At 36.6% G+C, this 18,615-nt stretch carries 15 protein-coding genes; all 15 read right to left on the bottom strand.

Annotation, left to right across the window (positions count from 1 at the left end):
- The 15 genes from drmA to BN2665_RS06630 all read right to left on the bottom strand — a co-directional run bounded on the left by drmA (position 1) and on the right by BN2665_RS06630 (position 18,600).
- The gene (drmA, locus tag BN2665_RS06695) at positions 1 to 3,309 is read right to left on the bottom strand and encodes a DISARM system helicase DrmA (RefSeq protein WP_055666324.1); all 3,309 of its coding nucleotides are present in this window, start codon (positions 3,307 to 3,309) and stop codon (positions 1 to 3) included.
- Positions 3,302 to 5,956, bottom strand: coding sequence for a DEAD/DEAH box helicase family protein (locus BN2665_RS06690; protein ID WP_055666323.1), 2,655 nt, complete (start codon positions 5,954 to 5,956; stop codon positions 3,302 to 3,304). Before BN2665_RS06690 ends, drmA begins: the two co-directional genes overlap by 8 nt.
- Before the next feature lies 1 nt (position 5,957).
- Positions 5,958 to 7,379, bottom strand: coding sequence for a site-specific DNA-methyltransferase (locus tag BN2665_RS06685; RefSeq protein ID WP_055666322.1), 1,422 nt, complete (start codon positions 7,377 to 7,379; stop codon positions 5,958 to 5,960).
- A gap of 12 nt (positions 7,380 to 7,391) precedes the next feature.
- Positions 7,392 to 10,001 (bottom strand): DISARM system SNF2-like helicase DrmD, encoded by a 2,610-nt coding sequence (gene drmD / locus BN2665_RS06680; protein ID WP_082435820.1) that lies wholly within the window; start codon positions 9,999 to 10,001, stop codon positions 7,392 to 7,394.
- 14 nt (positions 10,002 to 10,015) lie between these two features.
- The gene (locus BN2665_RS06675) at positions 10,016 to 11,266 is read right to left on the bottom strand and encodes a DNA cytosine methyltransferase (protein ID WP_055666321.1); all 1,251 of its coding nucleotides are present in this window, start codon (positions 11,264 to 11,266) and stop codon (positions 10,016 to 10,018) included.
- A 60-nt stretch (positions 11,267 to 11,326) separates the two neighbouring features.
- Positions 11,327 to 11,536 carry a helix-turn-helix domain-containing protein gene (locus BN2665_RS06670; RefSeq protein WP_055666320.1) on the bottom strand — a complete coding sequence of 70 codons (210 nt, stop codon included), beginning with the start codon at positions 11,534 to 11,536 and terminating at the stop codon, positions 11,327 to 11,329.
- A gap of 152 nt (positions 11,537 to 11,688) precedes the next feature.
- The gene (locus BN2665_RS26670; RefSeq protein ID WP_082435819.1) at positions 11,689 to 12,204 is read right to left on the bottom strand and encodes a helix-turn-helix domain-containing protein; all 516 of its coding nucleotides are present in this window, start codon (positions 12,202 to 12,204) and stop codon (positions 11,689 to 11,691) included.
- Between the two features lie 39 nt (positions 12,205 to 12,243).
- A complete protein-coding gene (locus BN2665_RS06660) occupies positions 12,244 to 13,308 on the bottom strand; it encodes a hypothetical protein (RefSeq protein WP_055666319.1) in 1,065 nt (354 codons plus the stop codon).
- Positions 13,274 to 13,438, bottom strand: coding sequence for a hypothetical protein (locus BN2665_RS27310; RefSeq protein WP_195892666.1), 165 nt, complete (start codon positions 13,436 to 13,438; stop codon positions 13,274 to 13,276). Before BN2665_RS27310 ends, BN2665_RS06660 begins: the two co-directional genes overlap by 35 nt.
- Positions 13,435 to 14,115: a C39 family peptidase gene (locus BN2665_RS06655; RefSeq protein WP_341452582.1), complete on the bottom strand. Its 681-nt coding sequence runs from the start codon at positions 14,113 to 14,115 to the stop codon at positions 13,435 to 13,437. Before BN2665_RS06655 ends, BN2665_RS27310 begins: the two co-directional genes overlap by 4 nt.
- A gap of 329 nt (positions 14,116 to 14,444) precedes the next feature.
- On the bottom strand, positions 14,445 to 14,711 hold the full coding sequence (locus BN2665_RS06650; protein ID WP_055666317.1) for a hypothetical protein: 267 nt from the start codon (positions 14,709 to 14,711) through the stop codon (positions 14,445 to 14,447).
- Positions 14,712 to 14,865: 154 nt separating this feature from the next.
- Positions 14,866 to 15,192, bottom strand: a complete 327-nt coding sequence (locus BN2665_RS06645) for a helix-turn-helix domain-containing protein (protein WP_055666316.1) — start codon at positions 15,190 to 15,192, stop codon at positions 14,866 to 14,868.
- Positions 15,193 to 15,485: 293 nt separating this feature from the next.
- Positions 15,486 to 17,315: a VirB4 family type IV secretion system protein gene (locus tag BN2665_RS06640; protein ID WP_055666392.1), complete on the bottom strand. Its 1,830-nt coding sequence runs from the start codon at positions 17,313 to 17,315 to the stop codon at positions 15,486 to 15,488.
- Positions 17,316 to 17,320: 5 nt separating this feature from the next.
- The gene (locus BN2665_RS06635; RefSeq protein ID WP_055666315.1) at positions 17,321 to 18,010 is read right to left on the bottom strand and encodes a TraC-like domain-containing protein; all 690 of its coding nucleotides are present in this window, start codon (positions 18,008 to 18,010) and stop codon (positions 17,321 to 17,323) included.
- Complete coding sequence (locus BN2665_RS06630) at positions 18,007 to 18,600, bottom strand: hypothetical protein (protein ID WP_028308400.1); 594 nt, start codon at positions 18,598 to 18,600, stop codon at positions 18,007 to 18,009. The genes BN2665_RS06635 and BN2665_RS06630 overlap by 4 nt, the downstream gene beginning before the upstream one ends.
- Positions 18,601 to 18,615: the final 15 nt, after the last annotated feature.

Here is an 18,615-nt window from a genome sequence, read left to right as displayed (position 1 = left end):
CTATTGCGCCCCCTCCGTGTAATAATATAGTGAAGATGTACTTTCTACCTCTCTCATTGAGTTAAGTGTCGGTTTTTCTTTTGGTGTACAATATTCATTGTAAAAATTGAGAAGTCTATTGAAGTTTTCCGTATTTTTAACATAGTAAAATAGTCTTTTGTCACTATTACAAAGATGCTTCCATTCATCAATGAAAATATCCATTTCTCTGAGAGTATCATCATTTGCTTTTGATGCAACAACAGCCCCTCTTTGCAAAATGATATCTTTTGCCTCCTGAATTACTTCATCAGCAGCCTCATTGATTCTTCCCGCTCCTTCATTGATTGCCAGTTCCCCGTTTTTCAATCTCAAAAGCGATACCAGTAAAGCATGTAATACCCTATCTCTTGCTCGTGCCGAGAAAGGCGTAGCAGTAGTTCCTTCCACATAACGATACATATGAGAATGGAATCCCATGAAATTTTCATAATGCGATAAGTCTCTTGGTCGATAAGGATTATAGATCGTCACAACAAGTCCAGGATACTTTCTCCCAATACGGCTTGTTGCCTGAATGTATTCAGAATTTTGCTTAGGTTGTCCGGTCACTGACATCAATCCTAAACGATCGACGTCCATTCCAACAGCAATCATGTTTGTTGCAATTGCGACATCTAAGCATTCCTTATTATCTGATTCAATTGTCAATTTTTCTAGTAACTCAGCTATTTGATAAGAAGACACACGAGATGTTATCTCTTTCGTTCTGTTCAAGTATCTTATTGAACCATATCCATATTTTTTTACAATTCGTTTTATGCGGGCAGGGATGTCATCCTGCAACAGTCTAACTGTACCGCCAAGCTCTCTGATACTGTTGAAATAACCAATTAGAGTATAATATGGGTCAACGTATTCTTTGAACTCTTCGATTTTTGAAAGTTCTAGTGCTTGTTGCAACAAAACTGCATAAACTCTTAAAATTGTTGTCTTCATAGACTTCCCAGTAGCACAAATACCACAGTACTTTCTAAAAGGCTTATCTTGAAGAGAGATTTCCTTGATAAAATAACTATCGCTGATATCAAAACCACTGGGTGGGAATTGTGAAAAATTATCCCTGCCATATAAGCATCTAATTTGAGCATCTGCGTTTTTAATTGTTGCTGTAGATACAATATATTTGGGGAGAATTTTCCTGCCATCTCTTTCAATGGCACACATATCCTCGACAACAGTTTCATATGCACCATAAATTGTACCAAGTGGTCCGGTAATCAAATGCAACTCATCCTGAACAATTAATTCTGGGGGGTAGAACATTTTTGTCTCAATTGTTTGCGAAGCTGCCAATGATTTTGATTTATTATGCCTGTTTGGATGTTCTTCACCAACCGCAATATAACCGTGACGTTCACAATACCTGTCTGTTTTACCAAACAACAATCCCATTTTCTCATCCCAAGGCAATCTTGCAAATTTATCAACAGTAGATATTATTACGGTTGGGCACTTCCTGTATATTTCTTCGTCCACTAAATATACAGGAATACTCACACCATTAAATTTGTAGAAATGACACTTAGAATCAGGACAATGGATTTTTACTTCGCATTTGTCCGTATCAATTTCATAATTCTCTTTTTTAATGGCTGTACCACACATTGGGCAGACAATTACCTGTTTTGTAAGTTTATTAATTGCTTGAGGACCTTTTTCAGCATCATCAAGTTCTTTAAAATTATTAGGAGTAACCCCACTACCAACCCAGAATCCTATAGAAATCCTTTGTTTTCCATATAGGTCTGGATTTTTACTACGGATAATTTCAGCTGCGCAAATCATTTTCGTCAATCTATCACGCTGTTGCGTAGTTAATAGACGTAATGTGTATCTTAAAAATACAGTTACACCACCATCTTTTTCATATTCTGTTTCCTTCGAAGCCGTCAATCTTCGATATCCTATAACAAATGCAATAAGTCCTAAATACGCCTCAGTCTTACCACCACCTGTAGGAAAATACAAAAGATCAACATTATCTCTATATGCATCCTTAAGGTTAGCGCAACTTGCAATATTTAATAAGATAAACGCTATTTGAAACGGTCTCCAGGTGCTGTGATCTTCCTTATTAAAATCGCCAAGACTACAATCTATCCCCTTTCCATATTTATTAGCAAACTGAGCGATACTTCTTTGCAAATACATGGCTTGATTCATAAAACAAAATGCTCTGAAAACATCTTCATTATTTTCTAAAAGACTTATTCCTTGTGAAATTCTATCAGATGCTTTCCTGCACTCATTTATGATGCTATTCCCCTTGGATAAAAAAGAAGAATCCTTCATTTTGTCGCTCTTGCCCAAATCATTTATCCATTCTTCGTACTCATCTTTTAATGCTTTCAATCTACTAATGGTCTCAACTTTGTTATTTGGTCGAGACATAAATCTCATTGAAAAATAATTCCCGCCGAAGTTCTTCAACTCCGGACTAACAGCATTTATCTCGTGAGAAGGGATAAATTCCGACTTTATCTCACAAGCATTTCCATTGTCCTTACAAACCCAGCTTGCTGCACAGCCATGACCTCTGGAATAAATAGGACGCTTTTCATAATAGAACTCATCCGCAATTTCTTTCTCACGACATTTATGCTCAGGCAAGAAAATGGAACTACCATCGATAGATTTTACAACTAATTCCGTCTGAAACATTACATTTTCGAAATCTCTATCTTGCCCAGTTTGTTTGCCATTATATAGATAAACTGAAACCAACTTGTGTTTATTATTCAATTTGAATTGAATGATACGTATTTTTATAGCCGGATCAGATACCAATGGGACGTCATGGGCTTTATCAAAACTGCGCAAATCAACAGAAATAGATTCAACTTTTTGTTCACGGATATAAACGGTTTTTTTACTTTTTTTCTTACCGCTTTCAACATCCTCTTCCAGCTCAATCTTATCTTTGGAGTATTCTCCCCATCTGGCCACAACTTCAAAGTGATTCAGTTCTTCCGACACATAGAAACTTAAGCCTACAGAAGATTGCTGCTTGAATTTTGAAACAACCTTATCTTCGTAGTCTTCTTCTAATGTATCTCTCTCGTCTTCTATCGTATCACTTACAAAATCATTATTTTCAAGCTCAGCTTCACTTGATGCTTGACTCTTCAGTGGATATAGCATACCTGTGATATAAGTACTCAAAGGTGATTCATCAAGCATTTCCTCGACTTCAAGAGGGCCAATCAAATCAGTATTTAAGGCTTCTATTATCTTCTCACGAACTTTCGCATAAACATGATCACTCATTTACTATGCCCTCCATGTTCTCGCTCATCCCCATGGTGTATTTAAAAGTATTGCCAATAGCGATATTTTGTCCTGCAATTAGCCTGAATTTCCATTCTTTTTTGTCAGCATCGACTCCGGCAGCACATTCACACCACTTTATTGCAGCTTTAGCCTTATCAATTACATCTTCATCCTTGGTCATATTACTTGCTTTTACTTCTACCAAGTACTTGGTATTTGCTGTTTCAACAATAAAGTCCGGATTATATTGATGCCCTGCCTTATAGAATAAACCCAATTGATTAAGTGGGGGTTTGATCCAACGTACCACATCTGGATCATCTTCTAATATAACTGCCAATCTTCTCTCATCATCACTATCAAACCCATTTTCAGGATAGTATGACTTCTTATATCCAGTAAATAAATACTGTCTAATATTCTTCTTGTCAGCTATTTCTTTTTTGTAATCAACTTTACCGTCCGGCTTTACATTCTTTACGAACTTTCCAAACAGAATCAAGTCCTTTTCAACATTATATATGAACTCGGTATGCTCCTCTTTCGCGGCATAAACTTGGTCACTTATATCTTTAATTATTGCTGCTGCATATCTTCTAACTATTTTTTTCTTATCTTCAAAGCTTCCCTCAATCAGATTGAGGTATTGTTCGACAACATCAATAATATACTCAGCATCATTTGAGTCGAATTCATCAATTGAATCCAATAACATACACGCCAATTCATTAACTGGGTCTTCTGTCTCAAGAGCAACAGCTTCTATTGACATCAACAACCTTTCGTTAATGACATCATATCTTTCGATATATGAAGTCGCTGTGTCAAAATCTACAATGTTTCTTTTGATGGTAACGGGTTTAAAAGTGATAGTCGAACTATAGCCGATGCTAATCCTTGGAACACTTACAGCTCGTTGTGCAACCTTTTTGATTTTTTTTATAAATTCTTCTTTTTTCATAATAGGCGTTTTAGCCTTTGGCTTCTGTTCTTTTGACTCATCTACCTTATAAATAGCAGGTTCTTCAGCCACTTTCTGAATGAATACCTCAAGATCAAACAATGACATCTGGTCAACCGTTTTATCATCTTTAACCGGTTTCATCTCTTTCGCAAAAGCTTTTAGATAGCCCTTATACAGCTCTTCTTGTACCTTCAAATCATTAATGTCTTGAAACGACTTTATCGCAGTAGCCTCAACTGTTTGTTGAAAAAGTGCCATCTGTCCATCATTAAACTCAGCAACTACATCCACTGCTTTTGTCTGAGGCACATCATTCTCGTCCAAGTTTCTTGTTTTGAAAATCGGATTGGATTTTACATCATCAATCAGTTCTCTGTAGTGATCGTGCGCAACAATATCTAAAGTATCAAGTTCATCTTGCCCAGTAATTTGTCCAAACGGCAAACGGAGTCCACGACCTATCGTTTGCAAAGCCAAGATTTCACTCTTCGCAGCATTTAACGGAACAATCGTAAAGAGATTATTAACATCCCATCCCTCTTTAAGCTTGTATACGTGCAAAACTATTTCTATAGGATTGGTGTTTTCTTCTATTGTGAGTAGTTTTCTGATATTTTCATCCGATTCAACACTGGTAGTCCCTGAATGTATCTCAACAACCTTACCTTTATACCTGCCTTCAAAAAACTCGTCAGAATCTATTTTTTCTCTAACTGCTTTCGCATGGTTAGTATCCTTACAAGAAATAAGAACAATTGGTTTAACCTGTGGTAGATTGTTTTCTGTGCAATACTTATAAACCACCGCTTTACGTTGTTCATGAAGCTTGATGCCATCTTTTATTTTCATTTCCTCAATATCTGCATCACTAAATCCAGCAGTATTAGTTCTTCCCATGACTACCGGAATCTTGAGATACTTTCCTGCACCCTTGGCCAAATCAAAACTGTATATAATATTTCTATTCTCCGGCTTCGGTGTAGCTGTAAATTCCAACCCAAGAATCGGGTTCAAATAATCGATAGCTTTCTTAGATGCCGGTGCATAATATCTATGAGCTTCATCCATACAAATGACTAGATCATCGAAGCTCTTTAGTACATCTGCGAAAGAGCCGCCTAAACACTCCTTGAAATCGTGGAAATTGAACTGTACGTCCCCGCGTTGAAATATTTTGCCGATATTAAAAATGAATATTTGAATCTCTGATGTTTTCTCAACATATATTTCTTGCTGAGTAAATTTAGCAGGATAATTCAAATAGTTCTCACCATCATATACTTTCGGCCTTCCCATTTCAGCTTCAAGTCCTTTGAACATATATTTGGGATGGTGCGGCATGGTCTCTTTACGGAGTTTATCATATATTGTGTTTCCTGGCGCCAGAATGAAAAAATGCTTATAGCCCTTTGTTTTATATAGATAATATATGCATGCTCCCATCAGCCTCGTCTTGCCTATACCAGTAGCTATTTCAAAGCAAAAGGATGGAAAGTGAAAATCTTTGTCAATCATTATATTTCGATTGCCTTCACAATTCTCATGAGCAACTTTTTCTGCTTCTTCTTTAGAGCAATTTTTATAATCCAACTTGGAGCTTATGGCATCAAGATATGTAAGAGCTTCTAATTGTGGCTCCCTCAAACTCATAGCCCAGTTAATCTTGTTTACAATACTCATCTTACATCCCCTCGCTTTCAAAGCTACATTTTTCTAACAAATCTTTTGGTATTTTCTTAATCTCTATGTTGTCAGGCAAAATCATTTTTGATTGTTTTTTAGTGCAATATATTAGTAACGATTGATGTTTGTCCAAATTCTTTGTTATTGATATAACATAACTACTATTTACAAATTGATTCGTAACATGAATAAATCTATTTTCTGACGAAATACCGTGATATTCTCCCACAGGTGAATACTTAAAGCCTTCTAGTTTGCAAATTGCTTCGGCCATCATATCAAAAGTGTACACAGGATTAATTTGATATATTGGTAGTATTGGATTCTTAATAAGCAGTGGTTCAGCAAGTTCATAGAATTTAAAGCCTCCACCACCTTGCCAGTTAAAATCTCTTGATATTCCACTTTGCTCACCATCAATAACATCTATTAACCTATTAATGCAGTGCGTATAGCAATGGTCACCCTTTTCAATTCCAATCCATCTTCTTTTCATTTTATGCGCTACAGCAGCAGTAGTCCCAGAACCCAAAAAACTATCAAGTACAATATCCCCTTCATTAGTAATCATAGAAATAATTCTTTCAATTAACTTTTCATTTTTTTCACCATTCGGGAATTTCCAATTAAAGGCTGAAGATGTTAAGTCCGTCCATATTGTATCCATTAGCTCTGTATCACTTGCTGGAATAAAGTATTCTGGTTTTCCCGTTCTAGGATTCGGTCGAAGGGTTCCATCTTTTATAGCTTGTTGTGCTCTATCGTATGACCATCTCCAATGATTACCTTCTTTTGGCTTATAGCCAAACAAATCATAATCCATACCATTCCTAACTCCATTAGCTTCAAAACTGTGCCATCTATCATTCTTAGTAACTTTCTTTGTAGGAGGTAAAATAACGGTTTTTTCTGACTTTGCATAAAATACAATTACATCATGCGCATAATTCAAAGCTCTTACAAATTCTCTTTCTCGAATATTCTTTTTTATCCTAGAGACTATAATTGTATTGCGAAAATTACTTCTGCCAAATATTTCATCCATAAGCACTCGAAGATATGCTTCTTCATTATAATCAATGTGGACAAATATACCGCCGTCATCTGATAAAAGATTTTTTAATAATTCCAATCTGGCTTTCATCATTGACAGCCAAATAGAGTGTTCTATCCCATCTTCATAATGTTCAAAAGCACTCCCAGTATTAAATGGTGGATCAATATAAATACACTTGATTTTCCCTGCAAAATCTTGTTCTAATGCTTTTAAAGCTATTAAATTATCACCATGAATTAGCATGTTTTGTGTTGTTGCATCTCCATAAGATTTTGATTTATCTTCTATCAAAATCCGTGGTTCTATAATTCTATCATCGTATTTTCCAACCCATGTTAGCTCAAGCTTCCCTTGTTTCTTCATCTACTCTTCCTCCTAGAATTTCGCCACTACTCTTGCAAAGAGTACCGGATTTATTTCAAATTGATTTTCAAAATCTTTAATCAGATGCTTTGCTTCTTCATCAATGCTGGCAATTGACTGATGGAATTTGATTATCATTTCATCTCGTTCTTTTTCTTTCGCCTCAGCTTGCTTCTTTAAATCTATTTTTTCCTTGAAATTCTTAGTGGCTAATGCTTGATCTTTTATTTCAGTTATACTTTTTTCAATCTCACTGATTTCAAGGTTAAAGTAATCTTTACGAAGCATAGCCCAATTATCAATTTTAGCCTTATTGTAGTCTATCGCTGCTTTGTTAGAAGAATAATACATTAGCAACAACTCACTATAAATACTCTCTCCGCATTTTTCCAAATCTTTATCTGATATTGTTATAGGAGCAACACTCGACTCCTCAATATTCTCCATAATTTCTAATATCGCAGCTTCGCTTAATTCAAGTTTGTTCCCTTTTTCATCAAACACTCGGAGGAACGGAAGTAAAAAGTCTTGGTTGTTATATAGCCCTCCCATTAAAATGAAACCATGTTCTAAGCCATGCTTTTCTTTGTTTCTGATGTTAATTGCATAAGCCACAGGATACTTAGTGCCTTTAGTTGGCGGCTTTACCGCCTCCCACTTTTTTAACTCATTCAAGAAATGCATGACATCCGAAAGAATACTTTTATAACTATTTGAATGATGTTCTTTCTCATCGCTTAAAAGATTTTTCAGTTCTTGGAACTTAACATTCCTCTTTCTCTCAAACTCTTTTTCCAAAGCTTTGAACTCTTTATTAAATTCTCCTATGCTATTGCATTTTTGATATATCATCAAAACTCTTTTTTCAAAGTCAATACCAGATTCTAATAGTCCAAGTGCCTGATCAGATGCACCAAAGACTCCTTCGAACAGTTCGAATTTCTCCGATAGAATCTCGTATACTCTTCTATCAGCTATATTTTCTGTGTTTAGTAAATTGATAACAATGGTATCGTTCATCTGTCCGTATCGATGGCATCGACCAATTCTCTGCTCAATTTTTTGCGGATTCCATGGCAAGTCATAATTAATCACCGAATTGCAAAACTGAAGATTTAATCCTTCTGAGCCTGCATCTGTTACCAATAAAATCTTACAGTTGTTCTTAAAATAATCCACAATGGCATGTTTTATTTCAACGTTTCTACTCGCTAACGTTTTACCAAAATTCTTTGCTTTCCAAGCTCTATAAATCTCTGAGGTCGTTTTATCTGATGGATTTCCATTAAAGAGAAGCACCTCACCTGCATAACCCTTATTTGTAAGTTCCTTATAAAGAAACTCTTGCGTTCTTACTGATTCTGTGAAAACTACTACCTTTTCATTTATTCCACTTTCTTTTTGTTTATTGAATGCTATCGTTATTGCTTTAAGTAGGGCTTTCGCTTTCTCATTTGCAGAAATACTTGTTGCCAGCTTTATAATGTTTTCAACTTCATCAATTTCATGTTGAATAAACTCGTTCACTCTTTCTCGATCATATAATTCAGAATGATTAGATGTATTTTTGTCATCTTCTTCGTAGTCATCATCTAAAAAGTCAAAAAAATAGTCTAATCCCTTCTCTACGCTCTCTAGTCGAGTACTTTCTTTCAGTGTGATTAACCTGTCCTTCAACACCTCAAATGTAGCAGCAACTGCATGACTTGAAGAAGCTAGAAGTTTGCGGATAACTACAGTTATCAAAGTTCTGTTAGATGATGGGATAGCATAAATTATATCCTTCTTGAGATAATCATTCACCATAACATACAAAGCTGCCTCTTGTGGAGACAGTTTAAAATCAACCGTAATACATACCCTCTTTTTAAATGCAATATAATCAGCAACGTCTTTTCTAAGAGTTCTCTGCACTACCGGTTTTATATGGGATTTTAAATCAGCAAAATCCTTTGTCTTGATATACCTTTTGGCAAAAAGTCTTTTGTCAAAAAATATCTTTTCATCAATAAAATATACAAGTCCATAGAGATCCAAAAGGTTATTCTGCAATGGTGTAGCTGTCAACATGATTTTAGGAATCCCTCTGGTTATCTCGTAGATACTCTTTGCAGTTTTAACACCAGATTTATGTACATTTCTAAGCTTATGAGCTTCATCAAATACAATAAAATCCCAGTCTGTTCTACAAAACATATCTGCTTTTTTTGACGCATATGTATATGAGCAAATAACAACCACAGGTTTTCGATTTTTCTTACTGACCAGCTCATGATATTCGTCTATATTGAGACTATCTACTACAATCGACTCAATTTCGAATTTATCTTCTAACTCTATTTGCCACTGTTTTCTTAGGTTTGAGGGCAGAATTATTAAAATTCGCTTAGCCCCGCTTTGCAGGACATATTTGATGACAAGTCCAGCTTCAATTGTTTTACCCAATCCTACTTCATCAGCGAGAATTACTCCTCCTGACTTAAGGGATGCAACAGCAACACAAAATGCCTCTATTTGATGAGGGTTAATATCAATATCAGACCCACTTAAACAATAGTATGGATTGTGCTGTAATTCAATTCTTTTAATTTGTCCATATTCTTGGATAAGCATGTTTTGCATTTTTATCTCCCTCTTTAAATATTTTCTAAGATATCCCTAATCCCTCGTGCTAACCCCTTAGCCATCAATGGGGGTACTGCGTTACCTATTTGAACAAACTTAGCTGCTCTAGGACCCTCAAAAAAATAGTTATCTGGGAATGATTGTATTCTTGCAGCTTCTCTAACGGATAAAGATCGGCATTGTGTAACATCTGGATGAATAAAATAATGTCCATCTTTTGAGATATGTGCAACCATCGTATGAGAACACTGAATATCCCCAGCAACCACCTTATATCTATCTAAAAATGCATTTCTATTTTTGTGCGTACACAGCTCTTCTGGCAAATCAGTATATCTTAGTCTTCTATGATTTTCATTCCAAGCAGTAATCACTCGTCTATAAATCTCAATGTCTCTTGGATTATGGAAACGGCATACATGATGTGTCAAAATATCATCATCAGCTCTAATTCCGCTCGCCCTCAAATAATTAGTTGGCTCAGAAACATAAACATTGTTCTCAGTTGCTATTTCAAGTCTAATCAAATCTTGCAAAATATCATTAACCGTTGCCTGAACCTCAGTAATCTCAAATTCAGGATACACAATCTGCAAATCAGCTTGCCAACCAATTATTATCACTCTTTTTCTATGTTGCAGCACCCCAAAATCAGCCGCATCAAGTATTCTGTGATCAACAGTATACCCTGCATCATTGAATTCTCTAATGATACTTTGGAATGTTTCACCATTATTTGCAGTTAAAATGCCTGGTACATTCTCAAATATAAACATGCGTGGCCTGTACCGATTTAGAAATCTAACATACTGCCTATAAAGAAAATTTCTAGGATCATTTCTCATGTTATCTGGATCTTTTGCTCTTCCTATCAAGGAATATGCCTGGCAGGGTGGACCCCCAATAATTATATCCACATTTTGAATATTCGCGTTTTCAAGTATCTCATCTATTGAACCAAAAATTTCATTTGTTGTCGTATCAGATATTTCTTTATTAATTACAGTATCAAGCATTCCATTTGGCATTCTTGCAAAAAGCTCATCACGAGTGATTTCGCCTCGTTGATAACTTCTGTATTCATCCAATCTGTTATTTTCCTTCAAGTAATAATAACAAGTCCTTGTTTTTAAGGTCATTGCAGCATATGGGTTCATTTCAACGTGAGCAACCGGAATAAACCCTCCATCAGCAACAAAGCCCTCAGAAAGGCCACCGGCACCAGCGAATAAATCTATAAAAGTAAAATTTCTATTGTTCATAACACCATCCCAATTTCTATGTCCTAAAGCAGGACCATGTTTTTATTATTAAGTCTATCTTCATATTTCTTCATAAAACTCAATAATATCACCAACACTACACTCGAAAAGCTTGCATAGCTTATCTAGCGTATCGTAATCTATCCGTTGAGTCCTGTCGTGATACAAATTGGCAATTGTGCTTCGAGCAAGTCCCGTTTTTTCATACACATCTTGTATGTTATACCTTTTAGTGCCCATCAAAATGGACAGTTTGCTCCTAATTGCCATGCCATACACCTCACCAACTTTAGGATACACTTTCACAAATAAAAGAATATCATAATTACAACTCATTGTAAAGCGAATACGCTCTATTTAGTATTTTATTTAATCTATATTACTTCTTTTTTCACCAGTAGATAATAGTTCACCTGTAAATTTCAAGGGGATGCGCCTTTGGCCTGCCCCCCAGCCCACGAAAAGTTATAAGTCGGATATGCCATATCAGGACTAATTTCTACACTTGACTTATCCTGAACAGAATGGGCTACCCCCAGCTCACGATTGTCACATACTTCTCCCTTTGCTCCCTGCTCTTTTTTTACACTACTATTCTCATTTACCTGTATTGACTGCTTCTTATCTTCTTTGGATGACTTAGATTCTTCTTTCTTTGGTTCGACAATATTTAGCGTATAGAGATTTGAAGTCTGCCCTCCATGTTTACGTTCCGTATCAAAACGAGCTTCTTTAGTAATAAAACCTGCTGTCACCAGGTCATCCAAAGCTCTTTTTACCGTATTAACACTATATCCGCACTCTCTCGCAATAGTTTTAATGGACGGAAAGCATTGGCTTTCCTTATTGCAATGAAGGGCAAGACAGTTTAATACAAGCCTTGCCCTCGGTTTCAAATCTGATTGAAATGCATTAGTCATATATTCGATTTTTGCCATGATACCCTCCTGTTTCAAATGCTACCGGGAAGCCTTTTTTTACAGCTTTCTTTCCGGTATGATATATTCCTTTACAATTGGATGATATATATGTCCGTTGATATTGTCATTAAATAAGTCATGAGAAGCGTCAGCAATCATCAGATCTTCTCCAAATGTAGCCTTACAGTCGCTTTGAAATTCCAAAGGTACACTCAAAGCCATCTTAAAGGTTGATAAATTCTTGCATAAATGCAGCAACTTTGAGTAATTGGCTTCTTCATAAGGCAAAAGGCTCCCACAGATCAACCTGATATCTGCTTCTTTGAATGCATTGGTTAATTCCTTAATTGCTCCACAGTCATAAATAATAAAATTGTAGTCCTTATCAATTTCATTGGTTAAAAAGCAGTCTACATCGCCAACAGGATAATGTTCTCCGATCTTCTCATAAGTATATCTTTCAATCAGATAATGCAAATGACGGTGCATGTTCATTTCAATGAAACATGCGGTAGCCCCCCTTGCAATCAACCAGTTTGCAAAATTAAATGCCGTTACCGTAACACCGCTTCTACGGTCGACTCCGGCAACAGCAACCTTTATATTCTTTGCACTCCACTTATATCTTGGTATTTCGATTTCCACAGATTCCTTAATTCCAGATTGTACAATTTTTAGTTCTTTTTTAGTCACTTCCTCAATCTGCTTATATCTCTGCATACCGCCTTCGGACAAGCATTCTCTAATCTCGCTCTCTAAATCCTCCACAATGCTTGCAGAAACTATATCAGTAACTCCTATATCGAGTAATTTATCAATATATACCTTTTCATTATCACAACCGGATAAAACTACAATAATTCGAGCATTAAACATCATCTGAAAAGATTGCAAGGCGACGATAAAATCATCAAGACTATCTTCAATACACCCGATATCCACAATGAAATGCTTGCAGCTCTGATAATTCCTCATATCTCTAACTACAAACTGTTTTAAAGTAAATCTGCCCACAAGCTTTTTTATAACCACTTCCGTTTTATTGCTTTGTGCCTGTTCACTTTCTTCTTCCAAGAAATCTGCAAGATCACTTTTCCCACTGCTGGACAGATATAACAGCATTTTTCACACCTCCAAAATGTAAATCGTGTATCTTTTCTTTGTCTTTCAATTGATTTGTCATTAACAAAACAATACCTGCAATGACAATCAATATGTAAACAATCAGTTCAATCATTTTTTTCCTATTCATACTCCACCTCCTGCATTCCTGCTGATAATCCAAAACGGACCTCCTGCTCCTGCACTCTTGCTGGCTTCATTTATAATAATAGAAAAGTCCCATTCTTGTTTACTCCTTTTATTACTTGCCGGATCAGCTACCAATATCTTTCCTTCTTCTGTTACTCCACGGAGCACGATAAAATGTCCACTTGACGTAAAATGCCCTTTCGTCATAATAGCAACCACCAGTTTACCTGACGAAAGAGCATCTACAATACGTTGTGATTCAGTTGCCGAACAGCCTTCCACATTCAACCCGAAAGCTTTTGCAGCTCCAGGGATTAAAGCATGGTAAGAACCGCTGCCTTTACACCAATACCCATTGTCATATGACCATTTTGACATTTGCACCGGGTCTATCGAGGTATTGGTAAGGCTTGATACCACCATAGCCATAGAAGTAGGACCACAAGCATATCCACCTATAGTATCTGTACCATAGGGTTTATCTGCCCATCTGCTGTCAAGCTGATTATAATAAACGACAGGCGTTTCTCCCTCATTGTAAATTGTAACCCCCTCATAACTTTTACCGTAATTGTCTATATAATCGGGGTCAGTTTGCAAAATGCTTTGATACATGCCAAAGTCATTTTGAAGCTGCTCAACTGCTGTCAAATCTTCACCGTTAATGAATTGTCCCAAAAACTCTAAAGGATGTGTAAGGATATAAAAAAACATTGTAATAATGAGCAATACGGCGATCAACGGTGTAAGGATAAGTATCAGCATTCTTTTCCTCGCTTCTGCATCAGCAGCTGCTTTTATCGCTAAATGTGTAAGCAGCTTTGACGTTAACGGATCAATTGCCAATAATTCCACCTCCATAAAACACAATAACCGAATGTGCAATTACATCCGGTTATCATCAAATATTCTTTTTTAGTAAGGAATCTATTTTATAGTAACATCCATTCAATATTTTTAATCTATTTCCTTTTGCAGCAACAAGTCAGCTAATTTCATCTAACTTTTTACCACCACTTTAATTTAAACTCCTCAATGCGTTTGTTTCTATATTTAAGTTCACTCTCCCTTGCCAAATATTTATACTTTTCTTCCAATATTAAGACACGAGTACAATGATAATTAAGCGGTTTATCTGCTTTGAATAGTTTTCTTGATGAAAGACCTTCCCCATCATTTAGTAAGCGGTCGATCTTTTTTCGACCTATTCTGATAAAAACCCAATGCAAATTAATTAAAAAAGCAAGATAATTCAACTTAAGTTTTGCTATCATTGATAAATCGCCCCCTTACTAAAATTCTATAAGGTTATTACTAATCCTTATAGACACAGTATATCATAAGGGCTTTGTAATTGTCTGTCGAAATATGGTTATAAATAAAAAATCTGCATATATTTTGCAGATTTTTTATTTATAATTTGTTATATCATTTTTCAGCATCTTTAATCATTACTTCGATTACATGAAAGATTCTCTGTTGTTCATCAGAGGGCAATTTACTAATTTTTTCAGAGAGTTCAGAGGATTTTATCACATTCCCAGCTTTTAATACATCTATCAGCAATAAATCAGAGGGGACATTTAATGCGTTTGCTATACGAATAAACGTTTCAAGTCTTGGAATTTTTGCCCCACGCTCAATGGCACTCATATAATTCGGACTTAAATTAACATATTCCGCAAGCTCCTCTTGTTTCATACCCAGTGCCTCTCTGTGCTTTTGAATCCTTTTTCCTATCTGTTTTAGATTCAATATTTTCACCTCCTAATGGAGTTACTGTAATACTGATAGTATAAGTTTCACATTTGTTCAGATACAGTATCCACCAGGATGTAACTAACTCCAAAAGAATTAGTATTGCACTTTATTTTTTAACACATGATGATAAAACCAACCATACACATAAAATTTATCAGCGACGAAATTTAAACATGGCGAACTAAGCAGTAACCAAATTCCTCATTATTAGCTATACATAGCTGTCAAAGGTCTATGGCATAATTAGTACAGACTGTGCTTAAGAAAACGACATAGTCGCCCGTTTCCTATCTTCCTCCGGCTTTTCCCATGTAGTTAAATTTGTATTCCGGTATTTCAAAATTTACATGAAGCCGCTTTGAGCCTATGACAAATAAGGCATGTCCACGCCTTTTGCTTTCTAACAGTTCCTCCTCAGCCTCGGTAAGATTATAAAGCTCTTTTGTTTCCTTCAAGTTCTGACCGTCACAGCCCATAATCAGTTTGATGCAGGGAATATCCAACAGTGCCTGACCATACATCTTAATTTCAGGCGAAAGGAAGTCCACTACGCTATGGGAAATAATAATCAATCCTGCTTCGTACTTTCTTGCCCTCTTTTCTACATTACGCAAGAATACAAGACTTTGTGGAACCTGCGGGTCAATCATCAGATAGGCTTCATCACAAATCAGCAATACTCTTTCGGACCTGTCTTTACTCATTTGTTCCCAACACCAGCCAAGCAAATTGAAATATTGTGTCCTTTTGATGTTGTCACTTGTATTTTGCAGACTGTGAGTATCTAAACAAATACAGCGAGTATGGGTTTTAATGCTGCTGTGCCCATTCCATAAGAAGCTGTCACTGCCATGTGCTATGTCATAAAGGAGCAGTAGCAAATCACGATATACCTGATCGCTTTTATTTGCTTTCACCTTTTCTTCAATCAAACTATAGAGATCGCTGAAAGTTGGAAACTGTTCATTGGCAAAGCCAGAGATGTCCGTATTCCAATCAATTCCGAATTTATGATACAGCTCGATGATACTCTGTTTTAGAATTGCTTTTTGCATATCATTAAGGCTCGGTAAATATAACTGAAAGAATATTTCCAGATTCTTAATATGAAGCGCCATATCACTCATACCATCTGCATCATCATAAAGCTTGCCGCCTTTTTCTTCAGGCTCATCTTCACTGTCGCGCGGTGCCGGCCGAATTTGCAATGGATTGATTCTGCCATTGATACCGCCACCGGCGTTAATCCAATCGCCATTTAAATTAAGGCATAAATCTCTATATTCTGATTCAGGGTCTATTATTAGAAGCTTTGTGCCTTTCATATATTCAGACAGCATAATGTGTTTTACAGCCGTTGACTTGCCTACTCCCGCAACACCCATAACGACCATATTGGAGTTGGTACGGTCATTGCCACGCTTCCAGGTATCCACGATGACAAGGCCACCATTGTTATCCTTCGCAAAATAATAGCCATTGCCGTCATTAAATCCTGAGCTTGCAAAAGGAAATCCTCCCACAAAAGTGCTCATGGGAATGATGCGCTGTACGATATTTTCAATTACCGGGTTGGTAGGATAGGTCGGCGATATGGTTTGCAATCCTTCTTTTTGCAAATTAGCAAGTGTTCTTACTTTACATTTCATAACATTGATGACACTTTCCACCCTTCGGCTCACTTTTACAAAGTTTTTCTCATCATGGGCAAGCGGCATGATAGAAAGGCTCATCAGTGCCACTGTTTCACCGTTTTGATCGATTTGAAGCATAATACGCTCTCCATCCTCAGCTGCTTTTTCCGCTCGCTGGCGAGTTAACGGGTCTTTTGCGCTTTCTGCAGCTCCACGGTTTTGAATGATGCTCTTACTAATAGCAGAAATTAAAGCACCATTGTCAATCGGTTTAATTCCGATTGAAACAATGGTGCTTGGAATATTGGTTATCTTAGAAAGCCAACCTACATCAACCTTTTGCGGATATTTAACAACTCCGTATATCTTGCCTATATTTTCTCCGACAACCAGGCTGTTTCTTTTAATTTCTAATCCCATTGGTGTAATAATATTTAATAGAGCTTCATTTACTGGAACAAAGTCTGATTTAGGCTTTTTCATTCCAATCACAGTAACACACCTCCGCTTAAAATTGGAATGCTGCGCTCGAAACTGGTATCCTCAAGATGCATATATGCAGGATTATTGATAAGATTGCAAAGCCTTACAATATCCTGCTGTTCTAAAACATCGCAGCCAATTCCATTGTCCGTAAAATTGCTTGCAAAATCCTTTGCTTTCACCAGTAAATCTTTTTCAGCTCCCTGCTCTGACTTGTCCCAAATAACTACATAAAACTGGCGTTCCACCACTTCACCGGACAGAGCAAAGGTACTCATTTCAAGAATTTCCTGCTTTAAAAGCTCTTTTTGTTTCGGGTCACTCGTAGTAAGCAGCTCTGATAGTTCTGAAATAAGTGGTGAAATATCTACCGGCCTTGAGACAGCAATGAATTTAAAGGGATACTGTATGCTCGACATATTGGCAGTAAGCTGCTTGATAATTATGCTTTTTTCACTTTTGCTAAATAAATCAATGCTGATCGGATTGATTTTCAGGTAGCACAGAATCAGACCATCTCTTGTATAGAGAAACTTGCCTTTAATGTCCTTTACATTAACAAACTCATTGGCTGTTTTCTGCTCTTCATCTGCTTGAAGTATCTGTTTTTTCTTTTTCTCTGAATTTTTGATAAAAAGAAATGCGCCCCCTCCAAGGACAGCGCATATCACAATCATAATGATGGGAAAGATCATTCTGCTTCCACCTCCAATTCTTCGGTTTCCATATTTCTATAAGGCTCTTGTAGTTCCCGATTCAACTCTTTTACCTGTGCCGACTGCAATAACAGGTCATAAACCCCTGAACCTTTTTCAAAGATTTTCGCAGCTTCAAAAAAATCAGTTATACCTCGTTCCTCAGTATAGGAAATTGTTAAGTTTACATTATGGAGGGCATGATCAATGGGTATGGTGAAGCTGCCCATTCTGGGATGATAAAAGCGGTTGTATTCCACTAATGCATGGTTTTCATCAAGGTTAAGAGTTACCCGCATTTCAAGCATTCCATGTGTGTCAAAGTCCTTGTCCTCGTTTTCGGTTTCCTCCGGGGTTAGCGGTTCAAAGACAAGTTCTGTCACATCTTCTGTTTCTAAATATTCTCCGTTATAGCTCAAATGCCCGAAAATCTCGGAAATACTTTTCTCAGGATACTGATTTTTTTTGATGTCAAAGGCATTTTTCAGTCGATAGAAACCGCTGAAAACTGTTCCTGCACCCCAATGGGTATAGTAACCTGTAGTTTTATTGTTCTCTGTCACCTTAAAAATGCCACGATGCCCCACCATCTTCACCTCCTGTGA

Origin of the sequence: Desnuesiella massiliensis (genome assembly GCF_001403615.1) — a bacterium.
GTDB classification, from domain to species: domain Bacteria; phylum Bacillota; class Clostridia; order Clostridiales; family Clostridiaceae; genus Desnuesiella; species Desnuesiella massiliensis.
Note: the sequence above shows the minus strand (reverse complement) of the source record. Positions and strands in the feature narration are given on the sequence as shown.